Raw genomic sequence first — 26,232 nt, 5'->3', positions numbered from 1 at the left:
GCGGGCGGGGCTTACAGGCGCCCGGCGTCCACGATGCGCCGCAGGAAGCGCCGGGTGCGCTCCTGCTGAGGATCGCCGAAGAGCTCCGCCGCGGTCCCGCGCTCCAGCACCACACCACCGTCCAGGAAGCACACCTGATCGGCGACATCGCGCGCGAAGCCCATCTCGTGCGTCGCCAGCACCATGGTCATCCCGTCGTCCTTCAGATCACGGACGACGGCGAGGACCTCGCCCACGAGCTCCGGATCGAGGGCGGCGGTGATCTCGTCGAGCAGCAGCAGCCGGGGCCGTACGGCCAGCGCCCGCACGATCGCGACCCGCTGCTGCTGGCCGCCGCTCAGCCGGTCCGGGTACTCCGCCGCCTTCGCGGCCAGCCCGAGCCGTTCCAGGAGCTCGCGGGCGCGTCCCTCGGCCTCCGCCCGGGACACGCCGTGCACCCGGCGCGGGGCGAGGGTGATGTTCTCCAGCACCGTCATGTGCGGGAACAGGTTGTACGCCTGGAAGACCGCGCCGATACGACGGCGTACCGCGTCCTGGTCGGCGCGCGGGTCGGTGATCTCCTCGTCGTCCAGCCAGATCGCGCCGTCGTCGATCTCCTCCAGGAGGTTCGCGCAGCGCAGCAGCGTGGACTTGCCGGAGCCCGAGGCGCCGATCAGGGCGGTCACCGTGTGCGGGGCGACCTCCAGGTCGACGTCCCGCAGCACGACGGAGTCCCCGAAGGTCTTGCGGACGGACTCCATGCGCAGCACGGAGGGGCTGACGGTGGCGCTCATAGGGTGCCTCCCTGGGCCCGCCGGCGGTCCATCCGCGCCGTCACCCAGTCCGTGAAACGGGTCATCGGGATCGTCAGGGCCACGAAGACCAGGCCCGCGACGATGTACGGCGTGTAGTTGAGACTGCGGCCCACGATGATGTCGGCGGCCCGCACCGCGTCGATCGCACCGCCGATCGACACGAGCCCGGTGTCCTTCTGGAGCGACACCAGGTCGTTGAGCAGGGGCGGCACCTGGCGCCGTACGGCCTGGGGCAGCACCACGTACCGCAGTGCCTGACGGTTGGTGAGACCCAGCGAGCGGGCCGCGGCGCGCTGCGAGGGGTGCACGGACTCGATGCCGGCGCGGAACACCTCGGCGACGTACGCGGAGTACGTCAGCGTCAGCGCCGTACCGCCGAGGAGCACCGGGTCGACCGTGACGCCCTGGAGGCGCAGCGCCGGAACGCCCAGGACCACGATCATCAGGTTGATGATCAGCGGGAGCCCGCGGAAGAAGTCGGTGTACGCGGCGGCCAGCGCGCGCAGCGGGAAGAAGACCGGCCCGCGCAGGGTGCGCGCGATGGCGATCAGCATGCCGAGCACGAGCACGGCGACACCGCAGACCAGCAGCAGCCGGACGTTGAGCCAGAGCCCTTCGAGGACCTTGGGCAACGCCTCGCGCGCGTACTGCCCGTTGAAGAACGTCTCCTTGGTGCGCGGCCAGCCCGGCGCGCTGACGACGACCAGGTAGAGGACGACTGCCGTGACCAGGGTGGACAGTGCGGCGATCGAGGTGGCGCGGCGGGCGCGGGCACGCTTGCTGCGCTCGCGCTCGATCCGCCGCGGCGACGGCACGTACGCGTCGCCGTCGCCGGCCATGTCACCGTTGTCGGCCGCGCCCTCCTGGCCGGACTCCTCCTTGGTGACGGTCACTTGAGCACCGGGGCGTCGACGGCGTCGGACAGCCACCGCGTCTCGATCTTCGCCAGTGTGCCGTCGGTGCGCAGGGCGTTGACCGCGTCCGTCACGCACGAGGTGAGCGCGCTGCCCTTGTCGAGGACGAGCCCGAACTGTTCGGGCGTACCGCCCTGGTTCTCGAACTGCCCGACGATCTTCGCGTCCGTGACCTCGGCCGCCGTGATGTAGAACGCGGTCGGCAGATCGGTGACGACGGCGTCGACCTGACCGTTCTTCAGCGCGGACTTGGCCTGGTCGTTCTTGGCGTACACCGCGGCGTCCCGGCTCGGCTTCACCACGTCGTCGATGTAGTCGAGGCTGGTGGTGCCGACCTGGGCGCCCAGCTTGAGGCCCTTCAGATCCGCGATGCTCGTCGCCTTGGCGGCCTTGCTGCCCTTGAGCGCGATGACGGCCTGGCGCACGTCGTAGTAGCCGGAGGAGAAGTCCACGGCCTTCTTGCGCTCGGTGCTGATCGACACCTGGTTGATGTCGAAGTCGAAGGTCTTCTCACCCGGCGCGAACGCCTTGTTGAAGGGCACGCTCTGCCAGACGACGGCGCTCTTGTCGTAGCCGAGCTGCTTCGCCACCGCGTAGGCGACCGCCGACTCGAAGCCCTGGCCGTTGGCGGGCTTGCCGTCCTTGAACCACGGTTCGTACGCGGGCTCGTCGGTCGCGATCGTCAGCTTGCCGTCGGTCCTGGTGGCCAACTCGCCCTTCGCACACGTGGTCCCGGCCGAACCCGAAGGCGTGTCGGCGGCCTTCTCCTCCGGCTGCGGGGCACAGCCCACGGCGGTGGCGAGCAGGGTTATCGTGGCGGCGGCGACGACGCGGCGCAGCGCGTGCGGAGCAGGGTGCATGGCGGGAGAGTGACAGTCCGACATCCTGTTTGTCGAGGTCACAGCGGGATCTGTCCGCATGGTGGGAACGTGTGTTGCGTTCTCGTGAACGCCTCCCCGCCGCCCTGGCGTCCGCGCCCGACACATGCCGGGGCCGCCGGTCGAGGGCGGGGATCGAAAGACCGGCGGCCCGTACCGCGCAGGAGCCGTCATCCTGTGCGGGGCTGGCACCAGTTGACCGCGCAACGAGATGGACCGGGAGCGCGCGTGTCACACGGGTGCGTGTGAACGGTTCACACGGGGTACGACCGGCCGCCCCCGCCGGTCCTCACGCCCCGCGCCCACCGCCGTGTCACCACCCGCGCGCGTGCCACTCCGGCAGATGCGGGCGCTCCGCGCCCAGGGAGGTGTCGTTGCCGTGCCCCGGGTACACCCAGGTCTCGTCCGGCAGCACGGCGAAGATCTTCGTCTCCACGTCGTGGATCAGGCTGGCGAACGCCTGCGCGTCCTTGCGCGTGTTGCCCACGCCGCCGGGGAAGAGGCAGTCCCCGGTGAAGACATGGGGATGGCCGTGCGGGTCGTCGTAGACGAGGGCGATCGAACCGGGCGTGTGGCCCACCAGGTGGCGTGCGGTGAGCTCCACGTGGCCGACCCGGATGGTGTCGCCGTCGTCGACGAGGACGTCCGTCGGCACGGGGATGCCCTCGGCGTCCTCGCGGCCGGCGTGGGTGCGGGCACCGGTGGCCGCGACGACCTCGGCGAGGGCCTGCCAGTGGTCGCCGTGCCGGTGGGTGGTGACGACGGACGCGATGCCGTCGTCACCGATCATGCCGAGAAGTGTCGGCGCGTCGGCGGCGGCGTCGATCAGCAGCTGCTCGTCCGTGGCCCGGCACCGCAGCAGGTAGGCGTTGTTGTCCATCGGGCCTACCGCGATCTTCGTGATCATCAGATCCCGCAGCTCGTGCACGTCGGCCGCGCCCCCGACCTTCACCGCTCCGCTGTACGTCATGACGCTCAGCCTATAACCGGGAGCTGCTCGTCAACCGTCCGCGCCCGCACCGCCGTCTCCGGCCGAGAAACGCCCCGGCGACCACCGCCGCGACGGCGACCGCGACGGTGACCAGGATGGTCACTGCGGCCGCCGCCGGGACGCCTACAGCGGTGGAAGGACCGGCAGCGCGCCACCGCGCACCCTCAGCGCGGAACCGTCGCGGCGCCCGGAGAGCCAGCCGAGCAGGTCGGCCGCCGGTCCCTCTACCTCGACCGGCCCCCCGGCGGCACCTCCGCCCGTGGTCCACACCCGGCCGTCATCGGTGGCCAGGCTCGTGGAGGGCACCTCCGGGTGGCCGGCGAACCGCTGCGCGAGAAAGTCGGTCTCCCGTTCCACGAACTCCTCGGGGAGGTCCTCCAGCTCGTAACCGATCCCCAGGTCGACGTGGTGCAGCTCCACCTCGGCCCAGCGCCGGAACGGCACGCGCGAGGCCGCGTCGGTGACCCCGTTGCGCAGCTCCACCGTGCGGGACCAGTCCGCCGGAGCGTCCCCCGCCTCCTGGAAGCGGGCCGCGCTCGCGCGCAGGTCGGCGAGCTGCACGTCGAGGGGGCGCGGGGCGTCCCGCTCGATGTCGGCGTCCCGTGCTTCCCCGGACGCGTACATGGGACGGCCCTGGAGGACGTTCACCAGGGCGTCCGCGTTGCGGGCGAGGTGGGCGAGGACATGGCCCCGGGACCAGCCGGGGAGCCGTGTCGGCTCGGTCACTGAAGCGTTGTCCAGTGCGGCGACTGCGACCAGCAAACGGTCCGTCGCGTCCCGTACAGACACCAGGTCAGGCGCGTGATCATTCATGCTGCTGACACTAGTGCCGCCACACCTTCGGGTGAAGGACTGGCGGCAGCGCCGTAAATCGAATGGACGTGCTATAAGGTCGAGTGTGGCGTCGGGCATGCTGGATGGCCGGGGATTGTTATGCAACCTGGAATCCGACCGGCGTTGTCAGTGGCTCCCCCTAGTCTGAGAAAGCACGGGGGCCCCGCCCCTGTCACTTCTCTCAAAGAAAGGTGCGGACCGGCGTGGCCGACCGTCTCATCGTCCGTGGCGCGCGTGAGCACAACCTCAAGAACGTCTCGCTCGACCTGCCTCGTGACTCGCTCATCGTCTTCACGGGCCTGTCCGGGTCGGGCAAGTCCTCCCTGGCCTTCGACACCATCTTCGCCGAGGGCCAGCGGCGCTATGTGGAGTCGCTCTCCTCGTACGCCCGCCAGTTCCTCGGCCAGATGGACAAGCCGGACGTCGACTTCATCGAGGGCCTGTCCCCGGCGGTGTCGATCGACCAGAAGTCGACCTCGCGCAACCCGCGCTCGACGGTCGGCACCATCACCGAGGTCTACGACTACCTGCGGCTGCTCTTCGCGCGCATCGGCAAGCCGCACTGTCCCGAGTGCGGCCGCCCGATCTCGCGCCAGTCGCCGCAGGCCATCGTCGACAAGGTCCTGGAACTGCCCGAGGGCAGCCGTTTCCAGGTGCTGTCCCCGCTGGTGCGCGAGCGCAAGGGCGAGTTCGTCGACCTCTTCGCCGACCTCCAGACCAAGGGCTACAGCCGCGCGCGGGTGGACGGCGAGACCGTCCAGCTCTCCAACCCGCCCACCCTGAAGAAGCAGGAGAAGCACACCATCGAGGTGGTCATCGACCGCCTCACGGTGAAGGAGTCGGCCAAGCGCCGGCTCACCGACTCCGTGGAGACCGCCCTCGGCCTGGCCGGCGGCATGGTCGTGCTCGACTTCGTCGACCTCCCCGAGGACGACCCCGACCGCGAGCGCATGTACTCGGAGCACCTGTACTGCCCGTACGACGACCTGTCCTTCGAGGAGCTGGAGCCCCGCTCCTTCTCCTTCAACTCGCCCTTCGGCGCCTGCCCGGAGTGCTCCGGCATCGGCACGCGCATGGAGGTCGACCCCGAGCTGATCGTCCCGGACGAGGACAAGTCGCTCGACGAGGGCGCCATCCACCCCTGGTCGCACGGCCACACCAAGGACTACTTCGGCCGTCTCGTCGGGGCCCTCGCCGACGCACTGGGCTTCCGGACGGACATCCCCTTCGCCGGACTCCCGCAGCGCGCCAGGAAGGCCCTGCTCTACGGCCACAAGACGCAGATCGAGGTCCGCTACCGCAACCGCTACGGACGCGAGCGGGTCTACACGACGCCCTTCGAGGGCGCCCTGCCGTTCGTGAAGCGCCGGCACGGCGAGGCCGAGAGCGACGCCAGCCGGGAGCGCTTCGAGGGGTACATGCGCGAGGTGCCCTGTCCCACCTGTGAGGGCACCCGCCTCAAGCCGCTCGTGCTCGCGGTCACCGTCATGGGCAAGTCCATCGCCGAGGTCTCGGGCATGTCCATCAGCGACTGCGCCGAGTTCCTGGGCGAGCTGAAGCTCAACGCCCGGGACAAGAAGATCGCCGAGCGGGTGCTGAAGGAGGTCAACGAACGACTGCGGTTCCTGGTCGACGTCGGCCTGGACTACCTCTCGCTGAACCGCGCGGCCGGCACGCTCTCCGGCGGCGAGGCGCAGCGCATCCGCCTGGCCACCCAGATCGGTTCCGGACTCGTCGGCGTCCTGTACGTACTGGACGAGCCGTCCATCGGGCTGCACCAGCGCGACAACCACCGGCTGATCGAGACCCTGGTGCGGCTGCGCGACATGGGCAACACGCTCATCGTCGTGGAGCACGACGAGGACACCATCAAGGTCGCCGACTGGATCGTGGACATCGGCCCCGGCGCCGGCGAGCACGGCGGCAAGGTCGTCCACAGCGGCTCCCTCAAGGAACTGCTCGCCAACGAGGAGTCGGAGACGGGGCAGTACCTCTCCGGCCGGAAGGCCATCCCGCTCCCGGACATCCGGCGCCCCCAGGACCCCACGCGCCGGCTCACGGTGCACGGTGCCCGCGAGAACAACCTCCAGGACATCGACGTGTCCTTCCCGCTGGGCGTGTTCACCGCGGTCACGGGCGTGTCCGGCTCCGGCAAGTCGACCCTGGTCAACGACATCCTGTACACGCACCTGGCACGCGAGCTGAACGGCGCCCGCAGTGTGCCCGGTCGGCACACGCGCGTGGAGGGCGACGACCTCGTCGACAAGGTCGTGCACGTCGACCAGTCGCCCATCGGCCGCACGCCCCGGTCCAACCCGGCGACGTACACCGGAGTCTTCGACCACGTCCGCAAGCTGTTCGCCGAGACCACCGAGGCGAAGGTCAGGGGCTACCTCCCGGGGCGCTTCTCCTTCAACGTCAAGGGCGGCCGCTGCGAGAACTGCGCGGGCGACGGCACCATCAAGATCGAGATGAACTTCCTCCCGGACGTGTACGTCCCCTGCGAGGTCTGCCACGGGGCCCGCTACAACCGGGAGACCCTTGAGGTCCACTACAAGGGCAAGTCCATCGCCGAGGTCCTGAACATGCCGATCGAGGAGGCGATGGACTTCTTCGAGGCCGTCCCCTCCATCGCCCGCCATCTCAGGACCCTGCACGATGTCGGGCTCGGCTACGTCCGCCTCGGCCAGTCCGCGACCACCCTGTCCGGCGGTGAGGCCCAGCGTGTGAAGCTCGCCAGCGAGCTGCAGCGCCGGTCCACCGGACGCACGGTCTACGTACTGGACGAGCCGACCACCGGTCTGCACTTCGAGGACATCAGCAAGCTGCTCAAGGTCCTCGGCGGCCTGGTCGACAAGGGCAACACGGTCATCGTCATCGAGCACAACCTCGACGTGATCAAGACCGCCGACTGGGTCGTCGACATGGGTCCCGAGGGCGGCGCCGGCGGTGGCCTGGTCGTCGCCGAGGGCACCCCCGAGCAGATCGCGGGCGTCCCGGCCAGCCACACCGGCAAGTTCCTGCAGGAGGTCCTCGGCGCCGACCGGATCAGCGACGCCTCCTCGGTCCCGGCCCCGCGCAGGGCGTCGGCCAGGAAGACGGTCGCGGCCAAGTCGACGGCGAAGAAGACGGCGACGGCCAAGGCGGCCGGAACCACCGGCACCACGGCGGCGAAGAAGACGGCCGCCGCCACGAAGAAGGCGGCCACCCCCGCGAAGAAGACGACGCGGGCCCGCAAGGCCTGAGCGTCCGCGTCCAGCACGGCACGGTGCCCCCGCGGGAGCAGACTCCCGCGGGGGTACCGGTGTCTTCCCGGCCAGAGGCATCCGGGGCCTTCAAGAAGTGAGGGGACGGTCCGGGAGAGGACCCTCGCGGACGAGACCGTCCGCCGTACGCCGTCACACCGCGTCGACCTCGGTGGCGTACGGCGGTTCCGCGCCCGCCCGGGAACAGGTGATCGCCGCCGCGCGTGCGGCGAAGCGCAGCAGACGGGTCCAGCCGTCGGCGCCCAGGCCGCTGAGCGCCTCCGCGGACAGCGCGTTCTGGGCCGAGAGGCCGTGCAGCAGGGCCGCGTTGACGGTGTCGCCGGCACCGATGGTGTCCACGACGTCGACCTTCTCGCCCGGCACCGAGTACTCGGCACCCTCCCGGGTGAACACGCTCAGCCCGTCGCCACCCCGGGTGATCACGACCGCCGAGGGCCCGGCGGCCAGCCATGCGCGCGGCGAACCACCGAGCCATCGAGCGTCCTCTTCGGACAGCTTGAGCAGCGACACCGACGGCAGCCAGCTCTCGAACCGGGCCCGGTAGGCGTCCGCGTCCGGAATCAGCCCGGCCCGGATGTTCGGATCGAGCGCGGTGAACACGCCCCGCGCCGCCGAGGCGCGCAGCACCTGCTCATAGGCGCTCGCACCCGGCTCCAGGACGAGCGAGCAGGTACCGAAGGACACGGCTCGGGTGTCGGCGGGGAGCTGGTCGGGGACCGTGAAGAGCCGGTCGGCGGTGCCGTCGACGTAGAAGGAGTACGCGGCCGAGCCGCTCGCGTCGATCGTGGCCACCGCCAGGGTGGTCGGCTCGGGACCGCGCTGTACGGCCGACACGTCCACCCCGGCCTCCCGCAGCCCATCGAGCAGCGCCTCGCCGAAGGCGTCGTTCGAGGTGCGGGAGCAGAAGGCGGTGGGGGAGCCGAGGCGGCCGAGGGCCACGGCCGTGTTGTAAGGGCCGCCGCCGAGCGCCGGCCGCAGGGCCGCCAGGGCACCCGTGCCCTGCGGCACCAGGTCGATCAGGGCTTCACCGGCGACGACGATCACGGGCGGGTTCCTTTCACCGGCTGAACGGACGGTACGGAGGGGTCTGCGGACTGCTCGGGGCAGCCGCACGAGGTGCGGTGGACGAAGGTGCAGGCGAGCCGCACGGTGCGGGCCGGCCGTTCGGGCGCGGCGAGGCGTTCCAGGAGCAGCTCGACCGCCCGGGCGCCGATCTCCCTGCCGGGCTGCGCGACGGCCGTGAGCCGCGGCGTGAACAGGTCCGCCCAGGCGAAGTCGTCGAAGCAGCACAACGCGATGTCCTCGGGCACGGACAGGCCGCCGTCGCGCAGCGCGCGCAGCGCTCCGATGGTCATGGCGTTGTTGGCGGTGACGAGCGCGGTGGGCGGCGCGGCGAGGGCCAGCAGCGCCTTGGTGGCCCGCTCGGCGCCGGCCGACTCTGAGTCGCCGTGCACGACGAGGCGTTCGTCGTAGGGGAACCCGGCGGCCGCGAGACCGTGCCGGTACCCCGTGATCCGCTCGCCCGTTGTGCTGAGCCCGGGCCGCCCCGCGACCAGCGCGATCCGCCGGTGCCCGAGGCCGGCGAGGTGGCTGACCAGCAGGGTCGTCGGCTCGGCGCTGTCGGCGCAGACCTGGTCGAAGCCGGACGCCCCGGCCACCGAGGGGTCGATCACGCGGTCGAGGAGCACGGCCGGTACGGCGTGGCGGCCGAGGTAGGCGAGGAGGTCGCGCGGGTCCGGGGAGGGCGCGACGATCATGCCGTCCACCCGGCGTTCGTGCAGGAGCTGGACGACCTTGCGCTCGTGCCGCGGATCGTCGTGCGGGTCGGCGAGGAGCAGGCCGTAGCCGTGCTCCAGGGCGGCGGCCTCGACCCCCTGGAGGATGTCCGTGAAGTGCGGGTTGCCGATCACCGACACCGCGAGCCCGATCGACCGGGTGCGGGAGGTCACCAGGGAACGGGCGAGGGAGTTCGGCGTGTAGCCGAGCTCGTCGACGGCGTCGAGCACGGCCTGCCGGGTGTGCGGGAGGACCGGTCTGGTGTCGTTCAGCACGTGCGAGACGGTCGCCACGGACACGCCGGCGCTGCGCGCGACGTCCGCCATGGTCGCCATCGAGTCCCGTGCCCCTCTCCCACTCGCGACGGATCCTTCTGGCGGGAAGGTATCCCATGCGGGGGTGCACGTAAACGCTTACGCAAGCGTTTACGCGGTCACGGTCGCCGCTACGGCCGCGGTTGCCGGCATGTCACGGCAGCTCCCTCACACGCCCACACCCGCAGCCCGCCCCGACCCAGTCATCCCACCCACGTTCAGGCCCGCGCCCAGGCACACGCGCACCTCACTCCCACTCCCACCCGATCCCCACGATCCCCGACCGCACGCGCGGCTCGACGAGGTGGACCGAGTGGTGCCGGCCGGTGAGCGCCAGCTCCTGCCGGCCGCTGCGCGGGGCCGCCGCCGAGTGCTGCGCGAACCGGTGGCAGCGCACCGGCAGCGCGCGCTCGTCGAACCGCACCTGGAGGGCGTACTGGCCGCCCGCCGACCCGAACCCGCGCACGTACTCACGCGACATGCCGGCGGTACCGTCCTCGACGGCGTAGCGGAAGAGGAACGTGTCGCCTGCGCGCAGGCGCGTGTCGAGCAGCAGTTCGGCGACGAGCACGCCGGTGTCGTGATGCACGCGGACGCGCCCCGTGCTGCAGTTCTCCAGCGCGTGCACCGACATGCGCTCCGGCGCGCAGCCGGGGTCGCCGTGGTGGACGGCCACGAAGCGGTCGACTCCGTCCCGGTGCGCGCGCACGATGTGGTGCGACTCGCGGCTGGTGAGCTCCCGGTGCGCGCCTATGCGTACCCGTTCGTGGTGTCCGAGGGTGAGCAGGCCGGTGTCGGCCTGCGAGTCCAGCTCCTCCAGCATTCGTTCCAGGGCGCCGGAGGCCGCCACGAGGGAGCGGTAGGAGCGGGCCGCGGGCCGTTCGCCGACCGTGTGCTCGTGGCTCTCGGCGAGCAGCCGGATCAGGGACTCGTCCGGCAGCTGGAGGATCTCCTCCAGCGCGCGTACGGCCCGCAGTGACTCGGGGCGCTGCGGGCGCCGGGCGCCCTGCTGCCAGTAACTCAGGCTCGTCACGCCCACCTTGACCCCGTGGCGCGACAGATGGTGCTGCACGCGCTGCAACGGCAGTCCGCGTGCGGCGATCGCCGCACGCAGTGCGACGTGGAAGGGGCCGCCGCGCAGGGCCGTGTCCAGTTCAGCGGTGGCGACGACGGCGACGTCCGCGTGCTGTGTGGCGTGCGGCATGCAGGGGCCTTTCTGTGAATGTTCACAACGGCTGGTCAGACCGTTGGCGGGGGAGGTCGGGGCCGTCCCGTCGGCGCCGGGGTTCTTCACATCCGTACGCCGCCGTTCACCGCCCCGAGTTCCCCCGCATTGAAGCGTGTTGACCAAGTCCCGACAACACCTGACACCCAACAGCGACGTACTCCTGGCCGAGTCCGGACCCCGCTCCGTCCGGTGGCCGGGTCCGGGCGGCCGGCGTTCACGGAACGCGTCCGCTCGCCCACTCGTCGTACCGGAGACGGGTGGGTCAGGCGGGGATGAGGGAGGCGGTCCGCGGGCGGTCGACGGCGCCGGTCGAGGCGCGGGGAGGCCCGGGTGCGGCCGGCGGTCGGCGTTGTCCACAGGCCCGCCGCGCTGTCACCGCCCGCCAGTAGGGTGTGAGACATGGCCGACCCCTCCAGCTACCGCCCCAAGCCGGGAGAGATCCCGGACACTCCCGGGGTCTACAAATTCCGCGACGAGCACCGCCGGGTGATCTACGTCGGAAAGGCGAAGAGCCTGCGCCAGCGCCTGGCGAGCTACTTCCAGGACCTGTCGAACCTCCACCCCCGCACCCGGACCATGGTCACCACGGCGGCGTCCGTGGAGTGGACCGTGGTGTCCACGGAGGTCGAGGCCCTCCAGCTGGAGTACTCCTGGATCAAGGAGTTCGACCCCCGGTTCAACGTCAAGTACCGCGACGACAAGAGCTACCCGTACCTCGCGGTGACGATGAACGAGGAGTTCCCGCGGGTGCAGGTGATGCGCGGCCAGAAGCGCAAGGGCGTGCGCTACTTCGGGCCGTACGGACAGGCGTGGGCGATCCGCGACACCGTGGACCTGCTGCTGCGCGTCTTCCCGGTCCGCACCTGCTCGGCCGGCGTGTTCAAGAACGCCGCCCGCACCGGCCGCCCCTGTCTGCTCGGCTACATCGGCAAGTGCTCCGCACCCTGCGTCGGCCGTGTCTCGCCCGAGGAGCACGGCGAACTCGCCGAGGACTTCTGCGACTTCATGGCCGGCCGCACCGGCACGTACATCCGCCGCCTCGAACAGAGGATGACCGAGGCGGCGGAGGACATGGAGTACGAGCGGGCGGCCCGCCTGCGCGACGACATCGGGGCCCTGAAGAAGGCCATGGAGAAGAGCGCGGTCGTGCTCGCCGACGCGACCGACGCCGACCTCATCGCGGTCGCCGAGGACGAGCTGGAAGCGGCCGTGCAGATCTTCCACGTGCGCGGCGGGCGCGTGCGCGGCCAGCGCGGCTGGGTGACCGACAAGGTCGAGGAGGTCACGACCGGCGCCCTCGTCGAGCACGCCCTGCAGCAGCTCTACGGCGAGGAGCGCGGTGACGCGGTGCCCAAGGAGGTGCTCGTCCCGGCCCTGCCCGACCCGGTGGAGCCCGTGCAGGAGTGGCTCACCGAGCGGCGCGGGTCCAACGTCTCGCTGCGCATCCCGCAGCGCGGCGACAAGAAGGCCCTCATGGAGACCGTGCAGCGCAACGCCCAGCAGTCGCTCGTGCTGCACAAGACCAAGCGCGCCTCCGACCTGACCACCCGCTCGCGCGCGCTGGAGGAGATCGCCGAGGCCCTCGACCTGGACAGCGCCCCCCTCCGGATCGAGTGCTACGACATCTCGCACCTCCAGGGCGACGACGTCGTGGCCTCCATGGTCGTCTTCGAGGACGGCCTGCAGCGCAAGGGCGAGTACCGCCGCTTCCAGATCAAGGGCTTCGCCGGCCAGGACGACGTGCGTTCCATGCACGAGGTGATCACCCGCCGCTTCCGGCGCTACCTCGCCGAGAAGGAGAAGACGGGGGAGTGGACCGACGGCGAGAACGCCCTCACCGAGGAGGACGGCCGCCCCAAGCGCTTCGCCTACCCGCCGCAGCTCGTGGTGGTCGACGGCGGCCGGCCGCAGGTCGCGGCAGCCAAGAGGGCGCTCGACGAGCTCGGCATCGACGACATCGCCGTGTGCGGGCTGGCCAAGCGGCTGGAGGAGGTCTGGCTGCCGGAGGACGACGACCCGGTGGTCCTGCCGCGCTCCAGCGAGGGGCTCTACCTGCTGCAGCGCGTCCGTGACGAGGCGCACCGGTTCGCGATCACCTACCAGCGCGCCAAACGCGCCAAACGCTTCCGCTCCAGCCCCCTGGACGACGTGCCGGGCCTCGGCGAGACACGCAAGCAGGCACTGATCAAGCATTTCGGTTCGGTGAAGAGGCTCCGGTCCGCGACAATCGACCAGATCTGCGAGGTTCCCGGCATAGGCCGCAAGACGGCCGAGACGGTCGCTGTGGCCCTCGCCCAGGCGGTTCCCGCCGCACCCGCCGTCAACACGGCGACTGGGGAGATCATGGGAGACGAGGAAGAAGACGGGACACCCGAAACGACGGCGGGTGCCCCGGGGGAGCCCGTGACCGCGGGCGCCCCGGACGATCGACGGGGGCAGGAGAGATGACCGAGCACGAGAAGCAGCCCACAGCGGGGCGAGATCGCACGCACGAGGAAGCGGTCGAGAATCCCGCGGAGCAGGACACCGAGCGGAACGTCCGGCCGGACACCCCGCAGCCCGCGGAGCACGACGCCCCGCAGGAGCACGACGCGCAGCAGGAAGACGGAGCACAGGTGAGTACGGGCAGCGAAACAGCCGCGGTCCCCGACGCGGCCATCCCCGAGCTGGTGATCATCTCCGGGATGTCCGGGGCCGGCCGCTCGACGGCCGCGAAGTGTCTGGAGGACCTCGGCTGGTTCGTGGTCGACAACCTGCCGCCCGCGCTGATCCCCACCATGGTGGAGCTCGGCGCCCGCTCGCAGGGCAACGTCGCACGGATCGCGGTCGTCGTCGACGTCCGCGGCCGCCGCTTCTTCGACAACCTGCGCGAGTCCCTCGCCGACCTCGACACCCGGGGCGTCACCCGGCGGATCGTCTTCCTGGAGTCCTCCGACGACGCCCTGGTCCGCCGCTTCGAGTCGGTGCGCCGCCCGCACCCGCTCCAGGGCGACGGCCGGATCGTCGACGGCATCGCCGCCGAGCGTGAACTGCTGCGCGAGCTGCGCGGCGACGCCGACCTGGTGATCGACACCTCCAGCCTCAACGTGCACGAGCTGCGGGCCAAGATGGACGCCCAGTTCGCCGGCGAGGAGGAGCCCGAGCTGCGGGCCACCGTCATGTCGTTCGGCTTCAAGTACGGCCTGCCGGTCGACGCCGACCTGGTCGCCGACATGCGCTTCCTGCCCAACCCGCACTGGGTCCCGGAGCTGCGCCCGTTCAGCGGCCTCAACGAGGAGGTGTCCGCGTACGTCTTCAACCAGCCCGGCGCCAAGGAGTTCCTCGACCGGTACGCCGAGCTGCTGCGGCTCATCGCGGCCGGCTACCGGCGCGAGGGCAAGCGCTACGTGACCATCGCCATCGGCTGCACGGGCGGCAAGCACCGCTCGGTCGCCACCTCGGAGAAGCTCGCCGCGCGCCTCGCCGCCGAGGGCGTGGAGACGGTGGTCGTACACCGGGACATGGGACGCGAATGACCGCACGTTCACCGCGGCTGACCAGGCTGCGCCGGACGATGCCCGAGGGGCGCGCGGGCCGGGCCGTCGAGGCCCGCGGCGCCAGGCCGCGCCGCCGTGGCGCCCAGCCCAAGGTCGTCGCCCTGGGCGGCGGCATGGGCCTGTCGGCCTCGCTCGCCGCGCTGCGCCGGATCACCGGTGACCTCACCGCCGTGGTCACCGTGGCCGACGACGGCGGCTCCAGCGGCCGTCTGCGCGACGAACTCGGCGTGCTGCCGCCCGGCGACCTCCGCAAGGCGCTGGCCGCGCTGTGCGGCGACGACGACTGGGGCCAGACCTGGGCCCGCGTCATCCAGTACCGCTTCCAGTCCCAGGGCGACCTGCACGAGCACGCGGTCGGCAACCTGCTGATCGTCGCCCTGTGGGAGCAGCTCGGCGATCACGTCCAGGCCCTCGACCTGGTCGGCAAGCTCCTGGGCGCGCACGGGCGCGTGCTGCCCATGTCCGCCGTACCCCTGGAGCTCCAGGCCCTGGTCAGGGGGCACGACCCGGACCGGCCCGACGACGTGGACACCGTACGGGGGCAGGCGACCGTCGCCCTCACGCCCGGCGAGGTGCAGTCGGTGCACCTCGTGCCGCACGACCCGCCGGCCGTGCCCGAGGCGGTCGAGGCCGTCCTCGACGCCGACTGGGTGATCCTCGGCCCGGGCTCCTGGTTCTCCTCGGTGATCCCGCACCTGCTCGTGCCCGAGCTGCTCGACGCGCTCACCCAGACGAAGGCGCGCCGGGTACTCTCCCTGAACCTCGCCCCGCAGCCGGGAGAAACCGACGGCTTCTCCCCGCAGCGTCATTTGGAGGTTTTGGGACGACACGCCCCTAAACTCGCCCTGGACGTGGTGCTGGCCGACGAGGCCGCCGTGCCCGACCGCGAAGTGCTCACCGAGGCCGCCAAGCGGCTCGGTGCCGCGGTCGAGCTGGCGCCGGTGGCCCGGCAGGACGGGAGCCCGAGGCACGACCCGGAGCTCCTGGCCGCCGCGTACGACCGTATTTTTCGGATGCATGGAAGGATCGGCCCATGGCGATGACGGCAGCGGTGAAGGACGAGATCTCCCGGCTCCCCGTCACCCGGACCTGCTGCAGGAAGGCGGAGGTCTCCGCCATTCTGCGGTTCGCCGGCGGCCTCCATCTGGTGAGCGGGCGCATTGTGATCGAGGCGGAGCTGGACACCGCGATGGCGGCCCGCCGCCTCAAACGGGACATCCTGGAGATCTTCGGCCACAGTTCCGAACTGATCGTGATGGCGCCCGGCGGACTGCGGCGCGGCTCGCGCTACGTCGTACGGGTGGTGGCCGGCGGGGACCAGCTGGCCCGTCAGACCGGTCTCGTCGACGGCCGCGGCCGTCCCATCCGGGGCCTGCCGCCGCAGGTGGTCTCGGGGGCCACCTGCGACGCCGAGGCGGCCTGGCGCGGGGCGTTCCTGGCGCACGGCTCGCTCACCGAGCCCGGCCGCTCCTCCTCGCTGGAGGTGACCTGCCCGGGCCCGGAGGCCGCGCTCGCGCTGGTCGGCGCGGCCCGCAGGCTGTCGATCGCGGCGAAGGCCCGCGAGGTGCGCGGTGTGGACCGGGTCGTCGTCCGCGACGGCGACGCGATCGGGGCGCTGCTCACCCGGCTGGGCGCGCACGAGTCGGTGCTGGCCTGGGAGGAGCGCCGGATGCGGCGCGAGGTGCGGGCCACGGCGAACCGGCTCGCCAACTTCGACGACGCCAACCTGCGCCGCTCGGCGCGGGCGGCCGTCGCGGCGGGTGCCCGGGTCCAGCGGGCGCTGGAGATCCTCGCCGACGACGTGCCCGAGCATCTCGCCGCCGCGGGCCGGCTGCGCATGGAGCACAAGCAGGCCTCGCTGGAGGAGCTGGGCGCGCTCGCCGACCCGCCGCTGACCAAGGACGCCGTGGCCGGCCGTATCCGCCGGCTGCTCGCGATGGCCGACAAGCGCGCCTCCGACCTCGGCATCCCGAGTACGGAGTGCGGGATCAGCGAGGAGATGGCCGACAACCTGGTCGGCTGAGCCGCGGGGTCGCTGAGCCACCCGGGTCGCCGAGCCGCCAGACCAGGCTTCCGCCCGGTGCTCGCTGCGGGTCCGCGACGCTGATGATCCGTCAAAGCGCCGGTGCTGTAGTCCGATTGGGCGACGGCACCGGCGTTTCCCGCTTGTCGAGGCGCCCTTGACTCGATCATGAACTGTCATGAGCCTGGCAGAGTTCGCTGCTGTGGCGAACTCACGCAAGGGGGGTTCATGAGACGAAGAGCGAGATCGATCCTCGCCGTCGGCGCACTCCTGATCGGCGGAGCGGCCCTCGCGCCCACCGCCCAGGCGCAACCGGGACACGCGTCCGGGAAGTCCGACGCGGACGAGGTCAAGGTCTTCCGCGCCGACGTCACCAAGGCGCAGGTGCCCCTGCTGCTGGCCGCCGGACAGGACGGTCACGAACTCGGCGAGCAGGTGCCCGCGAAGGGCAGCGGCGCCGTCGAGGTCTACCTCACCGACAAACAGGCCGGAAAGCTGGAGAAGCAGGGCGTCCGGCTCACCGAGCACACCTTCTCCGCCAAGGCCCGGGCGCGCGTGGGGGCCGCCGCCGAGGGCGTGTTCCGCCCGTACAGCGGCAGCGGGGGCCTCAAGGAGGAGATCGTCGCGGCCGGGCAGGCGAACCCGGGGCTCACCAAGGTCGTCTCCATCGGCAAGACGGTCAAGGGTCAGGACATCCTCGCGCTCAAACTGACCAAGGGCGCGAAGAAGACCAAGGACGGCTCCAAGCCCTCCGTGCTGTACATGTCCAACCAGCACGCGCGTGAGTGGATCACCCCGGAGATGACCCGCCGGCTGATGCACTACTACCTGGACAACTACAAGAAGGACAAGCGCGTCCGGAAGCTCGTCGACACCACCGAACTCTGGTTCGTGCTGTCGGCGAACCCCGACGGCTACGACTACACCTTCCAGAACTCCGACAACCGCCTGTGGCGCAAGAACCTGCGGGACGTCAACGGCGACGGTGTCATCTCCACCGGCGACGGCGTCGACCTCAACCGCAACTTCGCCTACAAGTGGGGCTACGACGACGAGGGTTCCTCGCCCAACCCCACCAGCGAGACCTACCGCGGTGCCGCGCCGGCATCGGAGCCCGAGACCAGGGCGCTCGACGCCTTCGAGAAGCGGATCGGGTTCACGTACGCCATCAACTACCACTCCGCCGCCGAACTCCTGCTCTACGGGGTCGGCTGGCAGGTGGCCACGCCCACCCCGGACGACGTCGTCTACAAGGCGCTCGCCGGCACGCCCGGCAACTCCGCGATCCCCGGCTACCACCCGCAGGTCTCCTCGGAGCTGTACACGACCAACGGCGAGGCCGACGGCCACGCGGCGAACGTCAACGGCATGTCGATGTTCACCCCCGAGATGTCGACCTGCCAGACCGCCTCGGCCGTCGATCCGGACGACGCCTGGAACGCGGCCGACTGCCGGTCGGTCTTCACCTTCCCGGACGACGAGAAGCTGATCCAGGAGGAGTTCGCGAAGAACGTCCCCTTCGCGCTCTCCGTCGCCGAGACCGCCGCCCACCCGGACCGGCCCTCGTCCTCGGTCGGGCTCGACGCGGCCGACTTCACCCCGGCCGCGTTCACCACCTCGTACTCCCGCGGCGCCGACCAGGAGGTCTCCGTCGTCGTGCGGAAGGCGCTGCGCGACAAGAAGCTCAAGTACCGCGTCAACGGCGGCCGCGCCAGGGCCGTGGCCCTGAGGGCGTGGAAGGGCGGCGAGACGTACGGCGGCGACGACAACCTCTACTTCGACGAGTACCGGGCCAAGGTCGGGGACGGCGACCCGGGCGACAAGGTCGAGGTGTGGTTCACCGGCCGGGCGAAGGGCAAGAAGACCGTCTCCGGCGGTCACTTCACCTACACCGTGGCCGAGCGGCCGCGCGCGGACACCCTCGTGGTCGCCGAGGAGGGCGCGGCCGCCACACAGGCGCAGAAGTACGTCGACGCGCTGAAGGCGGCCGGCCGCAAGGCGGTCGTCTGGGACGTCGCGACGCAGGGCGCGCCGGACGCGCTCGGCGTGCTGGACCACTTCCGCACGGTCGTCCACTACACCGGCGCCGGCGTCCCCGGCAACGCCACCCAGCTCCAGCTGCGCGCCTTCCTCAACGAGGGCGGCAAGCTGATCGAGGCGGGCGAGCGGGCCGGCGGCAGCGTCGACCTCGGCGACGGCACGCTGTCGGACGACTTCAGCCAGTACTACCTGGGCGCCTACTCGCGTACGTCGACCCCCGGGGCCACCGGATTCACCGGCTCCGGGCCCCTCACCGGTCTCACCGCCCCGCTCGGCGAGGCGCCCGGCAACCCGCTCGACCGGGCCGGTACCTACGGCGTGACCTCCGACGAGCTGCCGGCCGCCACCCACCCGCAGTTCGCGAGCGCCGGCGCGGGCCAGTTCGCCGGAACCGTCAACCCGTACGGGCCCTACGCCGGCTCCTACATGGCGGCCGCCGTCCACACGGACGACGCGTACAAGCGGCTCACCCGGACCGTCGACCTCACCGGGGTCACCGCGGCCGACTCGCCCGCCCTGCGCGCACAGCTGCTGTGGGACACCGAGCCCGGCTACGACAACGTCGTGATCGAGGCGCACACCGTGGGGGCCGACGACTGGACGACCCTCCCGGAGGCGGGCGGCGCCACCAGCACCGCCGTGCCGGCGGAGTGCGAGGGCGGCTTCTACGTCGGTGAGCACCCCTGGCTGAAGCACTACCTGACGGTCGGGTCCGGCGGCTGCACGGCCTCCGGCACCTCCGGCGCGTGGAACAGCCTCACCGGCGCCTCCAACGGCTGGCAGCAGGTGAACTTCGACCTGAGCGCTTACGCGGGCAGGTCGGTCGAGGTGTCGATCAGCTACGTCACCGACCCCGGCACCGGCGGTCACGGCGTCCTCGCCGACGACACCGCGCTCGTGGTGGGCGGCAGGGCCACCGGGGCCGAGGGCTTCGAGACCTCGCGCGGTCCCTGGAGCGTGGCCGGACCGCCCCCGGGCAGCCCGGCCGTCCTCAAGGACTGGACGCGCACCGGGACCCTGTTCCAGACCTACGGAGCGGTCACCACGGACGACACCGTGCTGCTGGGCTTCGGCCTGGAACACGTCACCGCGGCGGCCGACCGGACCGCGCTGATCAAGAAGGCCCTCGCGGCCCTGAAAGGGTGATCCACCCGGTCGACGGGGGCTGATTCCCCGTAGTTCCCCGTAGTCACATCGGGTGATCGGTTCTTCCGACCCGGGCGGTCCGTACCCCTACTGGCGGGTACGGACCGCCCTGCCGTGTATGGGGCATCTCGATGTCACTCCGGGGGCGTCAGGGAGGTAGGGTCGTAGGCGGTCGGGGACATCCCATACAGCTCGCCGGTGTCGAACCCGGCGTACCAACGAGGAGATCGGTTTCGTGACGATCCGCGTAGGCATCAACGGCTTTGGCCGCATCGGTCGTAACTACTTCCGCGCGCTGCTGGAGCAGGGTGCTGACATCGAGATCGTGGCTGTCAACGACCTGGGTGACACCGCGACCACCGCTCATCTGCTGAAGTACGACACCATCCTGGGCCGCCTCAAGGCCGAGGTGACGCACACCGCAGACACGATCACCGTCGACGGCCACACCATCAAGGTGCTGTCGGAGCGCAACCCCGCCGACATCCCGTGGGGTGACCTCGGCGTCGACATCGTCATCGAGTCGACCGGCATCTTCACGAAGAAGGCCGACGCCGAGAAGCACATCGCCGGCGGCGCCAAGAAGGTCCTCATCTCGGCTCCGGCCAAGGACGAGGACATCACCATCGTGATGGGCGTCAACCAGGACAAGTACGAGGCGGCGAACCACCACGTCATCTCCAACGCCTCCTGCACCACCAACTGTGTGGCGCCGATGGCCAAGGTGCTCGACGAGAACTTCGGCATCGTCAAGGGCCTGATGACGACGGTCCACGCGTACACCAACGACCAGCGCATCCTGGACTTCCCGCACTCGGACCTGCGCCGCGCCCGCGCCGCCGCCGAGAACATCATCCCGACCACGACGGGTGCCGCGAAGGCCACCGCCCTGGTCCTGCCGCAGCTCAAGGGCAAGCTCGACGGCATCGCGATGCGCGTCCCGGTCCCGACCGGCTCGGCCACCGACCTGGTCGTGACGCTCCAGCGCGAGGTCACCAAGGACGAGGTCAACGCCGCGTTCAAGAAGGCCGCCGACGACGGCGACCTCAAGGGCTACCTGACCTACACCGAGGACCCGATCGTCTCCTCGGACATCGTCGGCGACCCGGCCTCCTGCACCTTCGACTCCTCCCTGACCATGGTCCAGGAGGGCAACTCGGTGAAGATCCTCGGCTGGTACGACAACGAGTGGGGCTACTCCAACCGCCTCGTCGACCTCACGGTCTTCGTCGGCAACCAGCTCTGACCGACAGAGCAGGCACCTCGATGTGAGGGCAGGGCTCGGGCCGCGCGAGGACGCGCCGCCCGAGCCCTGCCGCACGTACGGAACAAGCCCTCTCACGATCACGGTTTCACGAGCCGTCACCAGGAGTTCCCTCAATGAAGACGATCGACGAACTTCTCGCCGAAGGTGTCGCGGGCAAGCGGGTCTTCGTCCGCGCCGACCTCAACGTCCCGCTGGACGGGACCACCATCACCGACGACGGCCGGATCCGCGCCGTCCTGCCCACCGTCAAGGCCCTCGCCGAGGCCGGCGCCCGGGTGGTCGTCGCCTCGCACCTCGGCCGCCCCAAGGGCGCCCCGGACCCCGCCTTCTCGCTCGCCCCCGCCGCCGCCCGCCTCGGTGAACTCCTCGGCGCCGACGTGGCGTTCGCGACCGACACGGTCGGCGAGTCCGCCGCGTCCACGGTCGCGGGCCTCACCGACGGCCGGATCGCCGTCCTGGAGAACCTGCGCTTCAACGCCGGCGAGACCTCCAAGGACGACGCCGAGCGCGGCGCGTTCGCCGACCAGCTGGCGCGGCTCGCCGACCTGTACGTCGGCGACGGCTTCGGCGCCGTGCACCGCAAGCACGCCTCGGTCTTCGACCTCCCGGCCCGCCTGCCGCACGCCGCCGGCTACCTCATCGCCACCGAGGTCGCCGTCCTGAAGAAGCTCACCGAGGAGGTCGAGCGGCCCTACGTCGTCGCCCTCGGCGGCTCCAAGGTCTCCGACAAGCTCGCCGTCATCGACCAGCTCCTCGGCAAGGCCGACCGCCTTCTCGTCGGCGGAGGCATGGTGTTCACCTTCCTCAAGGCCAAGGGGTACGAGGTCGGCGCCTCCCTCCTCCAGGAGGACCAGATCCCGGTCGTCCAGGAGTACATCGAGCGGGCGGAGAAGAACGGCGTCGAGCTGGTCCTCCCCGTCGACGTGCTGACCGCCACCGGGTTCCCGGACCTGAAGACCAAGGCGCCGTCGAACCCGAACACCGTCGCCGCGGACGCCATCCCCGCCGACCAGCTGGGCCTGGACATCGGCCCGGAGTCCCGGAAGCTGTACGCCTCGAAGCTCGCCGACGCCGCCACCGTCTTCTGGAACGGTCCCATGGGCGTCTTCGAGCACCCCGACTACGCCGAGGGCACCAAGGCGGTCGCCCAGGCCCTTCTCGACTCCCCGGCCTTCACGGTCGTCGGTGGTGGCGACTCCGCCGCCGCCGTCCGCATCCTGGGCTTCGACGAGACGGCATTCGGCCACATCTCGACCGGCGGCGGCGCCTCCCTCGAATACCTCGAGGGCAAGACGCTCCCCGGCCTCGCCGCACTGGAGGACTGACCCCGTATGACCACTCGTACGCCGCTGATGGCGGGCAACTGGAAGATGAACCTCAACCACCTCGAGGCCATCGCCCACGTCCAGAAGCTCGCCTTCGCCCTGGCCGACAAGGACTACGAGGCCTGTGAGGTCGCGGTCCTGCCGCCCTTCACCGACCTGCGCTCCGTGCAGACCCTGGTCGACGGCGACAAGCTCAAGATCAAGTACGGCGCCCAGGACGTCTCGGCGCACGACTCCGGCGCCTACACCGGCGAGATCTCCGGCTCGATGCTCGCCAAGCTCAAGTGCACGTACGTGGCCGTCGGCCACTCCGAGCGCCGCCAGTACCACGACGAGACCGACGCCGTCGTGAACGCCAAGGTCAAGGCCGCCTACAAGCACGGCCTGACCCCGATCCTGTGCGTGGGCGAGGAGCTGGACGTCCGCGAGGCGGGCAACCACGTCACGCACACCCTCACCCAGGTCGAGGGCGGCCTGAGGGACATCCCGGCCGAGCAGGCCGAGACCGTCGTGATCGCCTACGAGCCCGTGTGGGCCATCGGCACCGGCAAGGTGTGCGGCGCCGAGGACGCGCAGGAGGTCTGCGCCGCCGTCCGCGCCAAGGTCGCCGAGCTGTACACGCAGGAGCTGGCCGACAAGGTCCGCATCCAGTACGGCGGCTCGGTGAAGTCCGGCAACGTCGCCGAGATCATGGCGCAGGCCGACATCGACGGCGCCCTGGTCGGGGGCGCCTCGCTGGACGCCGACGAGTTCGTCAAGATCGTGCGCTTCCGCGACCAGTGAGTCGATCAGTGAGTAGGCGGTAGCGACGATCCGTCGTACCCTTACGGGGGCATGGTGGCCAGCCACCGTGCCCCCGTCGTCCATCCGAGTCCGAGGAAGTTGGTCCAGCCGTGGTTCTGGGGTTCTCGATCGCCCTGATCGTCTTCAGCCTGCTGATGATGCTGCTGGTGCTGATGCACAAGGGAAAGGGCGGCGGCCTCTCCGACATGTTCGGTGGCGGTATGCAGTCGTCCGTCGGCGGCTCCTCGGTCGCCGAGCGCAACCTGGACCGCATCACCGTGGTGATCGGTCTGCTGTGGTTCACGTGCATCGTCGTCCTCGGCATCCTGATGAAGACGAACACCTGATCAACGGCTGACACAGCACACCACGCACGCACATCACACACGTACATTCCGCACGTAAGGCCCCATGTTCGGTACGCGCAGCTTAGCGCGGCCTATCATGGGGCTTGCGTCTAGGTGTAGGGGCTGTAACTCCAACCACTGGACGCGCGTTGGGCCTTACGTAGACTGAGGCGCTCGCAACGAAGCGACACGTCGACTCGCTTCGCGGCACCATCACGCAGGGAGTTACGACCGTGGCAAGTGGCAACGCGATCCGAGGTAGCCGGGTCGGGGCGGGGCCGATGGGCGAGGCCGAGCGCGGCGAGTCCGCGCCGCGTCTGCGCATCTCCTTCTGGTGCTCCAACGGGCACGAGACGCAGCCCAGCTTCGCCAGCGACGCACAGGTCCCCGACACCTGGGACTGTCCGCGCTGCGGCTTCCCCGCCGGTCAGGACCGGGACAACCCGCCGGACCCGCCGCGCACCGAGCCGTACAAGACGCACCTCGCGTATGTGCGGGAGCGGCGCAGCGACGCGGACGGCGAGGCGATCCTCGCCGAGGCGCTCGCCAAACTGCGGGGCGAGATCTAGAAGTCGACAACCGGCCGGTCACCCAGGGGTGTCTGGCCGGAGCTGTCTCCCACCGCGTGCGCCGGCGATCGTCCGCCGCCCGCCGGGCCGTTCGCGCGCCCGCGACCCGGAGCCCGCTCCCCGTGCGGGCGCACGATGCCGCCGGTTCACTGTGAACGCGGCTTTCCTCGCCGGGTGCCTCACCCGCGTACACAGCGACGCGCCCACCCGGCCGCCTTCACTTCTCCCGCCCTTCCTGCCCGGCCGTTCCGGCTCGTCGCCAGCCCGTTGATACCGCCGCGTCGGATGGACGTACCTGTTGTTGCACCGTACGACCACGTGACGCGGGGTCGCGTCCCCCACCGAGCAACCAGGTGGGGACCGGCAGCGGGGCGCGGCACAGGCGAGGAAGAAGGCTGAAGTCCGAGATGAACGCAGACGGCCGTACCAGGCTGAATCAGACGCCCGAGTGGACCGCTCTGGCCAGGCACCGTGAGGAACTCGGCGAGGTCCGGCTGCGGGAGCTGTTCGCCGCCGACCCGGGACGCGGCACCGGGTACACGCTGCGGGTCGGTGACCTCCACGTCGACTACTCCAAGCAGCTCGTCACCGACGAGACCCTGCGGCTGCTGCGCGAACTGGCCGCCGCGACGGACGTGTTCGGCCTCCGGGACGCCATGTTCCGCGGCGAGCGGATCAACACCAGCGAGAACCGCGCCGTGTTGCACACCGCGCTGCGCGCCCCGCGGGACGCCGTGATCGAGGTCGACGGGCAGAACGTCGTACCGGGGGTGCACGCCGTTCTCGACAGGATGGCCGGCTTCGCCGAACGCGTCCGCTCCGGCGCCTGGACCGGCCACACCGGCAGGCGCATCAGGAACGTCGTCAACATCGGCATCGGCGGCTCCGATCTCGGCCCGGCGATGGCGTACGAGGCGCTGCGCAGCTTCACCGACCGCGACCTCACGGTCCGCTCCGTGTCCAACGTCGACGGCGCCGACCTGCACGAGGCGATCCGTGACCTGGACCCCGCTCAGACCCTGTTCGTCATCGCGTCCAAGACGTTCACCACGATCGAGACGATCACCAACGCGACCTCGGCCCGCGCGTGGCTGCTCGCCGAGCTGAAGGCCGGTCAGGAGGCCGTGGCCCGGCATTTCGTGGCCCTGTCCACGAACGCCGAGAAGGTCCGCGGCTTCGGCATCGACCCGGACAACATGTTCGAGTTCTGGGACTGGGTCGGCGGCCGCTACTCCTACGACTCGGCCATCGGCCTGTCGCTGATGATCGCGATCGGCCCGGACCGCTTCCGGGAGATGCTCGACGGCTTCCACCTCGTCGACGAACACTTCAGGACCGCACCCGCCGAGTCCAACGTGCCGCTGCTGCTGGGCCTGTTGGGGATCTGGTACGGCAACTTCCACGACGCCCAGTCGCACGCCGTGCTCCCCTACAGCCACTACCTCTCCAGGTTCACCGCGTATCTCCAGCAGCTGGACATGGAGTCCAACGGCAAGTCCGTCGGCCGTGACGGCCGGGAGGTCGACTGGCAGACGGGTCCCGTGGTGTGGGGCACGCCGGGCACCAACGGCCAGCACGCCTACTACCAGCTGATCCACCAGGGTACGAAGCTGATCCCGGCGGACTTCATCGGCTTCGCCGAGCCGGTCGCCGACCTCGCCGACGGGCTGAAGGCCCAGCACGACCTGCTGATGGCGAACTTCTTCGCGCAGACCCAGGCGCTGGCCTTCGGCAAGACGCCGGACGAGGTGCGCGCGGAAGGGGTGCCGGAGGACCTCGCGTCGCACAGGACCTTCCCGGGCAACCACCCCACGACCACCATCCTCGCGCGTGAGCTGACCCCCTCGGTCCTGGGCCAGCTCGTCGCGCTGTACGAGCACAAGGTGTTCGTGCAGGGCGCGGTGTGGGACATCGACTCCTTCGACCAGTGGGGCGTCGAACTCGGCAAGGTCCTCGCGAAGCGGGTGGAACCGGCGCTCACCGAGGGCGCGGACGTGCCGGGACTGGACGCCTCCACGAAGGCCCTGGTCGCCGCCTACCGGGAGCTGCGCGGCCGGCAGTGACCGGCGGGCCGCGGCGGTGGTGCGGGAGGGGCGGGCGGGGTGGCACGTGGGCACCTTCAACTTCCCGAGTCTGGCCCTCGCGGCGAACGCGAACCCCACCACCGCGCAGAGCGCGTCCCGAACCGGCGAACCCGCGGG

Annotated in this window: 20 protein-coding genes; 12 read left to right on the top strand and 8 right to left on the bottom strand. The window is 70.8% G+C overall.

Going from position 1 to position 26,232, the window contains the following annotated elements; genetic code table 11:
- Positions 1–11: 11 nt before the first annotated feature.
- The 5 genes from ABZT03_RS31800 to ABZT03_RS31780 form a co-directional block, all read right to left on the bottom strand.
- Positions 12–773, bottom strand: a complete 762-nt coding sequence (locus tag ABZT03_RS31800) for an amino acid ABC transporter ATP-binding protein (RefSeq protein ID WP_356045842.1) — start codon at positions 771–773, stop codon at positions 12–14.
- Positions 770–1,687 (bottom strand): amino acid ABC transporter permease, encoded by a 918-nt coding sequence (locus ABZT03_RS31795; protein ID WP_356045840.1) that lies wholly within the window; start codon positions 1,685–1,687, stop codon positions 770–772. Before ABZT03_RS31795 ends, ABZT03_RS31800 begins: the two co-directional genes overlap by 4 nt.
- The gene (locus tag ABZT03_RS31790; RefSeq protein ID WP_356045838.1) at positions 1,684–2,568 is read right to left on the bottom strand and encodes an ABC transporter substrate-binding protein; all 885 of its coding nucleotides are present in this window, start codon (positions 2,566–2,568) and stop codon (positions 1,684–1,686) included. Before ABZT03_RS31790 ends, ABZT03_RS31795 begins: the two co-directional genes overlap by 4 nt.
- A 331-nt stretch (positions 2,569–2,899) precedes the next feature.
- Positions 2,900–3,556, bottom strand: coding sequence for an MBL fold metallo-hydrolase (locus ABZT03_RS31785; protein ID WP_356045836.1), 657 nt, complete (start codon positions 3,554–3,556; stop codon positions 2,900–2,902).
- Between the two features lie 144 nt (positions 3,557–3,700).
- On the bottom strand, positions 3,701–4,390 hold the full coding sequence (locus tag ABZT03_RS31780; RefSeq protein ID WP_356045834.1) for a maleylpyruvate isomerase family mycothiol-dependent enzyme: 690 nt from the start codon (positions 4,388–4,390) through the stop codon (positions 3,701–3,703).
- A 224-nt stretch (positions 4,391–4,614) separates the two neighbouring features.
- Here ABZT03_RS31780 and uvrA point away from each other — a divergent pair, with 224 nt between their 5' ends.
- The gene (gene uvrA, locus ABZT03_RS31775) at positions 4,615–7,656 is read left to right on the top strand and encodes an excinuclease ABC subunit UvrA (protein WP_356045832.1); all 3,042 of its coding nucleotides are present in this window, start codon (positions 4,615–4,617) and stop codon (positions 7,654–7,656) included.
- A gap of 153 nt (positions 7,657–7,809) precedes the next feature.
- Here uvrA and ABZT03_RS31770 read toward each other — a convergent pair whose 3' ends face one another.
- The 3 genes from ABZT03_RS31770 to ABZT03_RS31760 all read right to left on the bottom strand — a co-directional run bounded on the left by ABZT03_RS31770 (position 7,810) and on the right by ABZT03_RS31760 (position 10,971).
- Positions 7,810–8,721 (bottom strand): carbohydrate kinase, encoded by a 912-nt coding sequence (locus ABZT03_RS31770; protein WP_356045830.1) that lies wholly within the window; start codon positions 8,719–8,721, stop codon positions 7,810–7,812.
- Complete coding sequence (locus ABZT03_RS31765; protein ID WP_356045828.1) at positions 8,718–9,788, bottom strand: LacI family DNA-binding transcriptional regulator; 1,071 nt, start codon at positions 9,786–9,788, stop codon at positions 8,718–8,720. Before ABZT03_RS31765 ends, ABZT03_RS31770 begins: the two co-directional genes overlap by 4 nt.
- Before the next feature lie 226 nt (positions 9,789–10,014).
- On the bottom strand, positions 10,015–10,971 hold the full coding sequence (locus ABZT03_RS31760; RefSeq protein WP_356045827.1) for a hypothetical protein: 957 nt from the start codon (positions 10,969–10,971) through the stop codon (positions 10,015–10,017).
- 423 nt (positions 10,972–11,394) lie between these two features.
- Here ABZT03_RS31760 and uvrC point away from each other — a divergent pair, with 423 nt between their 5' ends.
- From uvrC to pgi, 11 genes are all read left to right on the top strand, one after another.
- Positions 11,395–13,443 carry an excinuclease ABC subunit UvrC gene (uvrC, locus tag ABZT03_RS31755; protein WP_356045825.1) on the top strand — a complete coding sequence of 683 codons (2,049 nt, stop codon included), beginning with the start codon at positions 11,395–11,397 and terminating at the stop codon, positions 13,441–13,443.
- Positions 13,440–14,510, top strand: coding sequence for an RNase adapter RapZ (gene rapZ / locus ABZT03_RS31750; RefSeq protein ID WP_356045824.1), 1,071 nt, complete (start codon positions 13,440–13,442; stop codon positions 14,508–14,510). Before uvrC ends, rapZ begins: the two co-directional genes overlap by 4 nt.
- The gene (gene yvcK / locus ABZT03_RS31745) at positions 14,507–15,574 is read left to right on the top strand and encodes a uridine diphosphate-N-acetylglucosamine-binding protein YvcK (RefSeq protein WP_356045822.1); all 1,068 of its coding nucleotides are present in this window, start codon (positions 14,507–14,509) and stop codon (positions 15,572–15,574) included. The genes rapZ and yvcK overlap by 4 nt, the downstream gene beginning before the upstream one ends.
- Complete coding sequence (gene whiA, locus ABZT03_RS31740) at positions 15,565–16,554, top strand: DNA-binding protein WhiA (protein ID WP_356045820.1); 990 nt, start codon at positions 15,565–15,567, stop codon at positions 16,552–16,554. Before yvcK ends, whiA begins: the two co-directional genes overlap by 10 nt.
- 228 nt (positions 16,555–16,782) lie before the next feature.
- A complete protein-coding gene (locus tag ABZT03_RS31735) occupies positions 16,783–19,740 on the top strand; it encodes a M14 family zinc carboxypeptidase (RefSeq protein WP_356045819.1) in 2,958 nt (985 codons plus the stop codon).
- 235 nt (positions 19,741–19,975) lie between these two features.
- Positions 19,976–20,986, top strand: coding sequence for a type I glyceraldehyde-3-phosphate dehydrogenase (gene gap, locus ABZT03_RS31730; protein WP_356045817.1), 1,011 nt, complete (start codon positions 19,976–19,978; stop codon positions 20,984–20,986).
- 134 nt (positions 20,987–21,120) lie between these two features.
- Positions 21,121–22,332 (top strand): phosphoglycerate kinase, encoded by a 1,212-nt coding sequence (locus ABZT03_RS31725; RefSeq protein ID WP_356045815.1) that lies wholly within the window; start codon positions 21,121–21,123, stop codon positions 22,330–22,332.
- A 6-nt stretch (positions 22,333–22,338) separates the two neighbouring features.
- On the top strand, positions 22,339–23,115 hold the full coding sequence (gene tpiA / locus ABZT03_RS31720) for a triose-phosphate isomerase (protein WP_356045813.1): 777 nt from the start codon (positions 22,339–22,341) through the stop codon (positions 23,113–23,115).
- A 110-nt stretch (positions 23,116–23,225) separates the two neighbouring features.
- Entirely contained in the window at positions 23,226–23,462 is a 237-nt protein-coding gene (gene secG / locus ABZT03_RS31715) for a preprotein translocase subunit SecG (protein ID WP_356045811.1), read from the top strand.
- A gap of 233 nt (positions 23,463–23,695) precedes the next feature.
- On the top strand, positions 23,696–24,031 hold the full coding sequence (locus ABZT03_RS31710; protein ID WP_003957010.1) for an RNA polymerase-binding protein RbpA: 336 nt from the start codon (positions 23,696–23,698) through the stop codon (positions 24,029–24,031).
- A 407-nt stretch (positions 24,032–24,438) separates the two neighbouring features.
- Positions 24,439–26,094, top strand: a complete 1,656-nt coding sequence (gene pgi, locus ABZT03_RS31705) for a glucose-6-phosphate isomerase (RefSeq protein ID WP_356045809.1) — start codon at positions 24,439–24,441, stop codon at positions 26,092–26,094.
- The last annotated feature ends 138 nt before the right edge of the window (positions 26,095–26,232 follow it).

The organism is Streptomyces sp. NPDC005574, assembly GCF_040605435.1.
In the GTDB taxonomy this organism is placed as follows: domain Bacteria; phylum Actinomycetota; class Actinomycetes; order Streptomycetales; family Streptomycetaceae; genus Streptomyces.
This window is presented reverse-complemented; position numbering and strand designations above follow the sequence as displayed.

Coding starts and splice junctions, on each gene's coding strand:
- tpiA (WP_356045813.1), top strand. CDS start 22,339: ATGACCACTCGTACGCCGCTGATGGCGGGCAACTGGAAGATGAACCTC.
- rapZ (WP_356045824.1), top strand. CDS start 13,440: ATGACCGAGCACGAGAAGCAGCCCACAGCGGGGCGAGATCGCACGCAC.
- ABZT03_RS31725 (WP_356045815.1), top strand. CDS start 21,121: ATGAAGACGATCGACGAACTTCTCGCCGAAGGTGTCGCGGGCAAGCGG.
- ABZT03_RS31735 (WP_356045819.1), top strand. CDS start 16,783: ATGAGACGAAGAGCGAGATCGATCCTCGCCGTCGGCGCACTCCTGATC.
- ABZT03_RS31780 (WP_356045834.1), bottom strand. CDS start 4,390: ATGAATGATCACGCGCCTGACCTGGTGTCTGTACGGGACGCGACGGAC.
- yvcK (WP_356045822.1), top strand. CDS start 14,507: ATGACCGCACGTTCACCGCGGCTGACCAGGCTGCGCCGGACGATGCCC.
- ABZT03_RS31760 (WP_356045827.1), bottom strand. CDS start 10,971: ATGCCGCACGCCACACAGCACGCGGACGTCGCCGTCGTCGCCACCGCT.
- whiA (WP_356045820.1), top strand. CDS start 15,565: ATGGCGATGACGGCAGCGGTGAAGGACGAGATCTCCCGGCTCCCCGTC.
- ABZT03_RS31790 (WP_356045838.1), bottom strand. CDS start 2,568: ATGCACCCTGCTCCGCACGCGCTGCGCCGCGTCGTCGCCGCCGCCACG.
- ABZT03_RS31765 (WP_356045828.1), bottom strand. CDS start 9,788: ATGGCGACCATGGCGGACGTCGCGCGCAGCGCCGGCGTGTCCGTGGCG.
- ABZT03_RS31800 (WP_356045842.1), bottom strand. CDS start 773: ATGAGCGCCACCGTCAGCCCCTCCGTGCTGCGCATGGAGTCCGTCCGC.
- ABZT03_RS31785 (WP_356045836.1), bottom strand. CDS start 3,556: ATGACGTACAGCGGAGCGGTGAAGGTCGGGGGCGCGGCCGACGTGCAC.
- pgi (WP_356045809.1), top strand. CDS start 24,439: ATGAACGCAGACGGCCGTACCAGGCTGAATCAGACGCCCGAGTGGACC.
- uvrC (WP_356045825.1), top strand. CDS start 11,395: ATGGCCGACCCCTCCAGCTACCGCCCCAAGCCGGGAGAGATCCCGGAC.